The 9,648-nt window shown below is 36.1% G+C and carries 6 protein-coding genes; 4 read left to right on the forward strand and 2 right to left on the reverse strand.

All coding sequences use genetic code 11. The features are described 5' to 3' along the window. Positions 1 to 771, reverse strand: coding sequence for a threonine/serine exporter family protein (locus AAX15_RS02050; protein WP_005634905.1), 771 nt, complete (start codon positions 769 to 771; stop codon positions 1 to 3). Positions 772 to 989: 218 nt separating this feature from the next. On the opposite strand from AAX15_RS02050, the gene AAX15_RS02055 reads away from it, so the two are divergent. The 3 genes from AAX15_RS02055 (at position 990) to AAX15_RS02065 (ending at position 6,683) form a co-directional block, all read left to right on the forward strand. After that, positions 990 to 4,259 (forward strand): TonB-dependent receptor domain-containing protein, encoded by a 3,270-nt coding sequence (locus tag AAX15_RS02055; RefSeq protein WP_230599587.1) that lies wholly within the window; start codon positions 990 to 992, stop codon positions 4,257 to 4,259. A 99-nt stretch (positions 4,260 to 4,358) separates the two neighbouring features. Further along, entirely contained in the window at positions 4,359 to 5,189 is an 831-nt protein-coding gene (locus AAX15_RS02060; protein ID WP_046938903.1) for a Slam-dependent surface lipoprotein, read from the forward strand. Positions 5,190 to 5,243: 54 nt separating this feature from the next. Beyond that, complete coding sequence (locus tag AAX15_RS02065) at positions 5,244 to 6,683, forward strand: porin family protein (protein WP_046938904.1); 1,440 nt, start codon at positions 5,244 to 5,246, stop codon at positions 6,681 to 6,683. A gap of 75 nt (positions 6,684 to 6,758) precedes the next feature. Here the strand turns inward: AAX15_RS02065 and AAX15_RS02070 are convergent, their stop codons facing one another. Further along, the gene (locus tag AAX15_RS02070; protein ID WP_046938905.1) at positions 6,759 to 8,021 is read right to left on the reverse strand and encodes an HlyC/CorC family transporter; all 1,263 of its coding nucleotides are present in this window, start codon (positions 8,019 to 8,021) and stop codon (positions 6,759 to 6,761) included. 280 nt (positions 8,022 to 8,301) lie between these two features. On the opposite strand from AAX15_RS02070, the gene ffh reads away from it, so the two are divergent. Further along, positions 8,302 to 9,648: signal recognition particle protein (gene ffh / locus AAX15_RS02075; protein ID WP_046938906.1), on the forward strand; the 1,347-nt coding region annotated here is incomplete at its 3' end.

Here is a 9,648-nt window from a genome sequence, read left to right on the forward strand (position 1 = left end):
TTAATGCCCCCAAGTTGTAATATGTAATACGCTTAACGCGAATACAATACCAAGACATGCGCCAAAAGTGAGAATAGTGGCAATCGTCCAACGGCCTAATCCCATATTGACATAACCTTTTAATATATCCGCCAAAGAATTAATTAGAGGAAACCCTGGCACAAGTAATAACACACTAGATGCCAAGGCAATTTGAGGATCATTACCTAAGTTATATTTCAAGCTTACGCCAGAAATAAGCGAGGCGACAAAAGAGGTGATGGAAAAGACGATAAGGGGATTATAGTGCCGTTTAGAAAATTCTTGTCGCACAAACATTGCAATGGCTGCAGCCACAAAGGTGATGCCACAAATTACCCAGTCTCCGCCAGATAAATGGGCAAATGCCGCACAAGATAAGCCAATCATGAATACAACTAACCATCGGTTATATTTCAGCGGTTTTAATTGATCCAGTTTTCTTTGTGCGATTTCTAAGTCATACAGATGATGTTCAACAGCAATCACAATGCGCTGAACATCAGTGACCATTTGCATATTAATGCCTTTATCCGTATTTTTTCGCGCGGTGGTAATGCAGTGATTATCTGATAAGGTCGTCAGCACCACCGCATTTGCCGTGAGCGCACATTCTACACTTTCTACGCCAAGTGCGATGCCTAAACGCTGCGCCATTTGCACCACCACAGTACTTTCTGCACCATGTTGTAACAAGAGCAGTGCCGTTTGTACGCACACGCGAGTCACCGCCCGTTGATATTCGTGTTCCATATCTTTGTTCTCTATCAAAATATACCTATAAATAATTATAAAAATGTTTTCTGAAAAATGCGCAAAAAAAGAACCGCACTTATGATTTAAGTCAAAAATTTTTTAGTGAAAAATTTTGTTATATCGATCACAAAATAAATAATTTTTCTTTGATAATACGAAAAAATAGGACTATCCTAAATTGATAATTGTTATCGTTTAATATGGAGATTCAAAAAATGAAACATAAATTTTCCTTTATGCTATGTCCTCTCACCTTGCTTATTCATCAAAGTATCTATGCTTCCCCACAAATAAATCAGCTTGATACGATCTCTGTTTTGGGTACTTCTGAAAGTAAGGCCCAAGCAGGTAAAGATAAAATGTTTTCAGAAAACCAAGTAACCGAATATAAAAGTAAGAAAGAAATTGAAACTTACAAAGGACATTCTGTAGCGGATTTATTGACAGGTACAACGGGCGTATATAGTGGTGATGCACGCAATAGCGGTGCATTGGATCCTAATATTCGTGGTGTTCAGGGGCAAGGTCGAATTCCTGTTTTAGTTGATGGCACAGAACAAGCAATCACTGTTTGGCGTGGTTTTGCGGGGGTGAGCAACCGTAACTATCTTGATCCATTTTTAATTAGCGGTGTTACTGTTGAAAAAGGCCCAAATTTGAACCGCACTTTAGATAGTGGCGCAGCAGGAACAATTCGTCTTACCACATTAGAACCTGATGACATTATTAAAAAAGGTGAAAAATTTGGTATCGAATTTAAAGCTGAAACAGCTAATAATTCTATTAAGCAACGTGGTTATCCTATTCCTATTGGTCAAGATTTCCGTAAACTTAATCAGCCTGAAGATATGGGGTTAGGTGCTATTTCAGCTTATTTTAGAACATCCGATCGTTACCCTGCTCGTTCTCATGGTAGAAATAAATTCTTTAATGACAATGCCTATCGCCTAGCCATCGCAACAAAAGATGAGCATTTTGAAGGCTTAGTTGCTTATGCTTATCGCAATAAAGGAAATTATTTTGCGGGGTCAAAAGGTGGGCATAATTATGGTGAAGGAAAAACTTTGGATGAATATGCAAATCAAGAAAAGTTCAATCCGGATTATTATTCCACCGATGATCCTTACATTCCTTGGATTGCCATTGTTTATCATCCGAAAAAAGAAGTTCCTAACACATCTTTTGAATCTGAATCTTATTTAGGCAAAGCGACCATTAAGTTTAACGAGCACACCAAATTAAAATTTGGCTTACGCCATAGTGATATGCATTATGGTGAAATTATGCCTTCCCGTTTATGGCAAACCAGCTATCAACAAGGCACAGTTCTACAATGGCCGCTTGCCAATGTAAAACAAACCGCAGTGAATACAGATTTTGAATATAACCCTGAAAATAATAAATGGGTGAATTTGCGCCTTGGAGCCTATGCAGTATTTAATCATGCCAAAACCAATACTTCAGGTGGAAGCCCTTCCGATATTATTTTTGATGATATGGGATTTAATTCGGTAGGAACTGATCTTGTTGCACCTGAAATTAAGCAACCAGGGGAAGAAGGTTATGAACAATATTTAATAGATAAAGCCGAATATATAAAACAAATACGTAAAAAATGGAAAGAATACGCTAATTCCAATGATAAAACACCAAATATTAAGGGGGTTTTTGATACCAAAGAAGCACAAGCACAATGGTCGAAAGATAATCACTATGGCGTTTATGCTAGCAACCGTTTTGAAGTTACTCCAAAATTAAATTTTGATGTAATGAGTAATTACAAATGGGAGAATCTAAATTCTGAAAATGAATTTACCAAAAATACTCCACTTGCAAACGAAGTATGTGGTGGTTGGGTTGGTGGCGGTAAACCAGACAGTAACATTTATTGTCCAGGCTGGGATTACCATATGAGTGGCGAACGTCACGGAAAACGCAAAGAATTAAATGTAGGTTTTAATTTCCAATATAGCCCAGTGGATTGGTTGGTTTTAGATGCTGGTGCAAAATATACGCACTATAAATCACGTGATGATGGGTTGAGAAAGCAAATTCAGGATAAGCAAAGGGAAGAGGTGTTGTATCCAGCGGCTATTCGCTTTGATTATAGAGAGCTGCCAAATATTACTGAGGACATGATAAAAAAATATAATAACTATAAGAACTTTGGTATTAAAGAAGCAGAGTTCAAAAATGAATTCTCAAAAAATAATCCAGAACCCAAAAGAAGTAACTATAATACAGAAGAAGAGTGGCTTAAGGATAGAAGAATATGGAGTACAAATAGAAGGGGATATGTTAATTCAAAATTAATAGAAAGCAACTTATCTAAACCTACAGATGAAGACTCTAACATAGCTGAAATTTTAGAAGAAAGAAACGGATTAAGTGGAGAGGAAAAAACAATTTATTGGGAAAGAGATCAATATGGAAACTTTAATTTAGATAATTCTCCTATTAACAAGTATTTTACAGATGATAAATTGAAAGAAGAGCAATTTAATCCAGCAACTAACCAAACTGAAAAAACAATTCAGTATATTAGTGCCAATTTTTCCCAATTAGAAAAACGCAACCCAACGGAAGAACAATGGGAAAAAATGAAAAAAGCAAAACGAACAGCCCACGCTTGGGCTCCAGCTTTTGGGGCAACAGTACTTGTTACTGACAATATTCGTATTTATGCGAGATATACAGAAACAAAACGTATGCCAAGTATTTTTGAAGATACTATTGGTTATTCCATTACTGAACTTCATCCATTCTATGATCGAAAACCTGAACATAGCAAAAATATTGAGATCGGTTATGTGCAAGATTTACGAGGTTTATTACCCAATGCACGCCGTGCTGATATTCGTCTAAATTATTTCCATAATTTAACAAAAAATGTATTTGATCGTGATGTGAATTATGAAATGAAACAGTTTGATAAACGAATGTTATCTGGCTTAGAGTTTCAAACTCGATATGATCAAGGTAATTTCTTTGCTGATTTAGGTATCGTTTATAATCTTAAAAATAAATTCTGCGATAAAAATTCAGCAGTACTTGATCGAGGTATTTGGGATTATGTTAGAAATGTAAAAAAACCAAGAGCTCTTCCAGAATGCGTAAATGGTGGCAATGCTGAAGGCTATTTAAAACATACGATAGCACCAAAATATTCCATCACGGCTAACCTTGGCATCCGTGCTTTAGATGAGCGCTTAGAATTAGGTACTCGCTGGCTTTATCATTCTCAAGTAAAAGACAGCCGTGCAAAATCATTAAGAGATGCGGGCTTCTTAGGAAGCACTGAAACCAACCGCTGGAATCCAGTATTAGTTGTTGATGCTTATGCTTCCTATAAAGTAAATGAAAATCTTCAATTAGAATTGGTGGGAACAAATATTACTGATCGTTATTATCTTGATCCACTCACACGTTCTAGTATGCCTGCACCAGGAAGAACGATCAAATTAGGTTTCACTGCAAAATTTTAAATGAAAATAATTATCATATTTGTTTTTGTGATATGATGATTTTGGCTCAAGACGATTGATGTTTTGATTTTATAAACCTTCTATAATAAGGAAATTATTATGAAAAAACTAAGTAAAATTGCAGTAGCAGTAATGGCTTGTGGTGTTGTTGGTTTTACACAAGCACAAGTTGTCGGTGGCGTATCAACAGATACAAAACAAACTAAATATATTATTGTTAAAGCAGGTTTAAAGGATGGAAAAGCTGGCATTGAAGTTCATGATAGAAACTTACCAGATTATAGTCCCACAACTGAAAAAGCATTAAGTAAAACAGCAAATAATAAAGGTCAATCAATGGCTTTAATGGCTGAGCGTGCAGACAAATGGATTTCGCGTATTACAGGCGTTGCTAAAAAAGATTCCAATGGCGTAGTTGTTGCTAAAATGCAAAATATGCCTAAATTGACTTTAATTATGCCAGATCATACTGGATTAGGAAGATTGTCCTTTAAGCAAGTTGGCAATATGGATACCTACTATGGTGAATGGGAAAATGTAGCAGGAAGCAACACAAAAGAAAAAAATGTTAGTGTTTATTACGTAGGTTCAAACCCAACTACAAAATTGCCTAGTGGAAAAGTGACTTATAATGTTCAAGGTATCAATAAATACACTGATTTCAATAAAGAATTGATGAAAGGTAGATTTGATGTCGATTTTGATGATGGCTCTATAGAAGGTCATTTAAGTAAAACTAATTTTACCATCCATGTTGAAAGCCAAATCAATAAATCTAAAGCCACTTTTGAGGGTGAAGCTACAGCAGAAGGTATCACTGGTAAATCAGAAGGTCGTTTCTATGGTGCGAAAGCAGAAGGCTTAGCAGGTATGGCAACATTTGCTTCAAAACCTGAATACAACACAGCCTTTGGCGGTACTAAAAATTAAGTTTAATAAACAAAAGGCTTGCGAAAGCAAGCCTTATTGTAAACAGGATGTTTTATGTCGAAATTCCCTTTTATCTTTCTTTTTATTCCTTTTTTGGTACTTGCCGAAAATCAAGAAAAAGATTTCCGCTTACAGCAACAATCTCAATTAAATCAACAACGACAAGAACAACAATTTATTCAACAAGATAAATTCTTTACTACATTAACAATAAACAACCAAGAATTTGAGGTGAGTGATAATATAGAAGAAATAATGACCGCTCTTTTTCTCGCAATTAATTACAAACAAACGAATGATATTCAACATTTATTGATCCGTTATAAACAATTTCCGCAAGCAGAACAAGGAATGATTTTATTTGCAGAAGCGAATATTGCATTTAATCAAGGAAATACCAAAAAAGCCATTCAACTTTACGAGCAACTAGTTCAACAAGAACCCGATTTCACACGCGGAAAATTAGATTTAGCTAAACTCTATTTTCTAAACTGGCAAAACAATCAATCTAAAATTCTTTTTAATCAGATAGAATTGCCGCAACAACCAAATGTAATGGCACGTGTAAACCAATATTTATCACAACTTGATTATCGCCAATCGTGGCAAGGTTCCTTTTCTTTTGGCACAATTTATAATTCTAATTTAAATCAATCTGGAAATGAAACTAGTAAAGAAATTGTCGAAAATCCTTATCTTGGTACATTAGAATTTACACGAACTAGACCAACTATTCAAAAAAGCATAGGATTTAGTTATGAAGCTGTATTAAATAAATATACTGAAATATTAAATAATCAAGGTATTATTTTTAAAGGATTAGCTTATGGTGAGTTTTACCCTAAAAAATCAGAATTTACGGAACATAATATTTCACTTGGATTAGGATACCGTTTTAAAGATCAAAAAAATCAATTAGATCTTTATCCTTTAATTGAAAAAACAAGATCCTATCATCATTGGTATAGCGAGAGAAAAGGGTTTAATATTTCTTATTCAAAGATTTTTAATCCGAATTTATACTTTTCTTTGCAAACAGAATATAAATGGGAAAAATATCAAGATCGTAATTTATCTTATCAAGATGGAAAAATTCTCTCTTTCTTTTCTACTTTAGTTTATAGCTTACCAAATGATTGGATTTTATTTGGTGGATTGGATTATGCGAAAAAGTTTTCAACAGAATCAAAAATTGATCAATATGCTAGAAAGGGGATTAGAATAGGTATTAATAAAAGTTTTGAAAGCGGAATTGATATTACTGCGCAAGGTATTTTTAGAAAAATAGATTATCAAGATTATAATGCACTTTTAGGAAAAACAAGAAAAGACAATGAACAAAAATATTTGTTTACCTTTGCTATTCCTAAATTCAAATTTTACGATATTGTGCCTAGTATCAATTTTATTCATACAAATCATCAGAGTAACGTAGAAATGTTATATCGCTATAAACAGAATGAAGTGGTATTGAAATTTGAAAAAACATTTTAAAAAACAAACCGCACTTTGATAGATATTTAACTCAGATATTTAACTCTAAGTGCGGTTTATTTTCTTTCAATTTTATTATAACTTCACTACTTTCGCTTGTTTAATCATATTATCGCTCACTTCAAGAATGGTGATTTGCAAGCCATCAATTTCGCAAACCGTGCCTTCATCGGGAATTTCTTCTAAGTGTTCTAGGATTAAACCATTAAATGTGCGGGCATCTTCTGTATCTAATTCCCAGTTAAACATTTTGTTGAGATCGCGTAGGTTGGCAGAGCCATCAATAATCATTGAACCATCGGATTGTTGAGTTACTTCCTCGTCAATACTTGGAGCGGTGGAAGTGGTAAAATCACCCACGATTTCTTCCAAAATATCTTCCAAAGTTACAAGACCTTTAATATCACCGTATTCATCCACCACTAATCCAATGCGTTCTTTATTTGCACGGAAATTCGCAAGCTGAGTTTTTAATGGCGTGCTTTCAGGAATGAAATACACTTCATCCGCGGCACGAATTAAGGTTTCTTTGGTAAATTCATTTTTTTCAAGCAGTAAGCGGAATGCTTCACGCACGCGCAAAATACCAAGCACTTGTTCATCAAGGCTGCCTTTGTAAAGCACAACTCGGTTGTGTGCTGCGTGATTGAGCTGGCGCATAATGGCTTTCCAGTCATCATCAATATCAATGCCGCCGATTTCGTTGCGTGGAACCATAATGTCATCAACGGTGACGGTTTCCATATCTAAAATAGAAAGCAACATTTGTGGATGTTGTTCATCAGGTGTCGCTTCCCCCGCTTCTGATACGATACTACGAAGTTCTTCACGGCTAATTACTTGTTTTTGCATATCGGGTTTTAATCCCACCAAATGCATTAATGATTTGGTAAAAATATTCATCAGCCAAACTAACGGATAGAAGATTTTTAGTAATACCGTCAAAATATGGCTGGACACAAAACCGACTTTTTCCGCGTGCATTGCAGCCACCGTTTTAGGAAAAATTTCAGAAAAGACAAGCATCACGAAAGTGAGCAACCCCGTTGCAATTGCCACGCCTGCATCACCGTATAAACGCATACCAATCATGGTCGCAATTGCCGATGCGCTGATATTCACAAGGTTATTAAAAATAAGAATAAAGCTTAACAAGGTATCTGGCTTTTCTAGCAGTTTTTCTGCTTTTTGTGCGCCTTTATTGCCTTGTTCAGATAGAAAACGAAGACGATATTTATTGAGAGAGAGTAGTCCAGTTTCTGAACCAGAAAAATATGCAGATAACACTAAACAGATAATGAGAATAATCAATAAAGTACTAAGGGGAATACTGTCCAAGGGAAAATCCTTTTGTTCGTTAATCAATAAAAAGTGCGGTCATTTTTCACCGCACTTTTTACCTGTTATTTGATTTTGCTAAATCAAATGGCTACTCAAATAGCCAAGAGTGGGCAGAATGATACCCGAAATTGGCTAAATAATCATTCTTTTTCCTTATATCCTATGCTTTCTTAATGAAATCGCCTACTCAAAAAGCCATTTTCATTTGAAATGATGAAAAACGCCTAAATTTCGGTATAATCAGCGCAATTTTTTAAGAAAAACAGGATTGTTAGCCATGTTTGAGAATTTATCGGATCGCCTTTCCAAAACCTTACGTAATATCACCGGAAAAGGCCGTTTAACGGAAGATAATATTAAAGAAACCTTGCGCGAAGTGCGTATGGCATTACTTGAAGCAGATGTTGCTTTACCTGTGGTGCGTGAATTTATCGCAAAAGTAAAAGAAAGCGCGCTTGGGGAAGAAGTCAATAAAAGTTTAACGCCGGGGCAAGAGTTCTTAAAAATCGTTCAGCGAGAGCTTGAAAAAGCCATGGGCGAAGCGAATGAGAGTTTAAACCTTGCAACCCAACCACCAGCAGTTATTTTAATGGCGGGTTTACAAGGGGCGGGTAAAACTACCAGCGTGGGTAAATTGGCAAAATTTTTGCGTGAACGTCATAAAAAGAAAGTGTTAGTGGTTTCTGCCGACGTATATCGCCCTGCTGCGATTAAGCAACTTGAAACCTTGGCTCAATCGGTTGGTGTGGATTTTTTCCCATCGGATGTTAAACAAAATCCGGTTGATATTGCTAAAGCGGCACTTGCTGATGCAAAACTGAAATTCTACGATGTGTTGATTGTGGATACGGCAGGTCGCTTGCACGTTGATACAGAAATGATGGACGAAATCAAGCAAGTCCATGAAGTGTTAAATCCAATCGAAACCCTTTTCACCGTAGATGCAATGACTGGTCAAGATGCCGCCAATACGGCAAAAGCCTTTAATGAAGCATTGCCGCTTACCGGTGTTATTTTGACGAAAGTGGACGGTGATGCGCGTGGTGGTGCGGCGTTATCAATTCGTCAAATCACAGGTAAACCAATTAAATTCTTTGGTGTGGGCGAGAAAACAGAAGCGCTTGAGCCTTTCCATCCTGATCGTGTCGCTTCCCGTATTTTGGGTATGGGTGATGTGCTTTCGCTGATTGAAGATCTTGAACGTTCCGTTGATCGTGAAAAAGCAGAAAAAATGGCGCAGAAATTCAAGAAAGGCGATGATTTCACTTTAGATGATTTCCGCGAACAGCTGATCGAAATGAAAAAAATGGGTGGCATGATGTCTATGCTTGAGAAATTACCAGGTGCAAAAAATTTACCTGAGCACGTTAAAAATCAAGTAGATGACAAAATGTTTATCAAAATGGAAGCGATCATTAACTCTATGACCTTAAAAGAACGTGCAAACCCAGATATTATCAAAGGATCTCGCCGTCGTCGTATTGCATTAGGTTCTGGCACTCAAGTGCAAGATGTTAATAAATTACTTAAACAATTCGATGAAATGCAACGCATGATGAAGAAAATGCGTAAAGGCGGCATGGCTAAAATGATGCGTGGAATGCAAGGCTTAATGGGAGGAGGC

This window comes from Haemophilus haemolyticus (genome assembly GCF_001008275.1).
GTDB classification, from domain to species: domain Bacteria; phylum Pseudomonadota; class Gammaproteobacteria; order Enterobacterales; family Pasteurellaceae; genus Haemophilus; species Haemophilus haemolyticus_P.

Coding starts and splice junctions, on each gene's coding strand:
- AAX15_RS02050 (WP_005634905.1), bottom strand. CDS start 771: ATGGAACACGAATATCAACGGGCGGTGACTCGCGTGTGCGTACAAACG.
- AAX15_RS02055 (WP_230599587.1), top strand. CDS start 990: ATGAAACATAAATTTTCCTTTATGCTATGTCCTCTCACCTTGCTTATT.
- AAX15_RS02060 (WP_046938903.1), top strand. CDS start 4,359: ATGAAAAAACTAAGTAAAATTGCAGTAGCAGTAATGGCTTGTGGTGTT.
- AAX15_RS02065 (WP_046938904.1), top strand. CDS start 5,244: ATGTCGAAATTCCCTTTTATCTTTCTTTTTATTCCTTTTTTGGTACTT.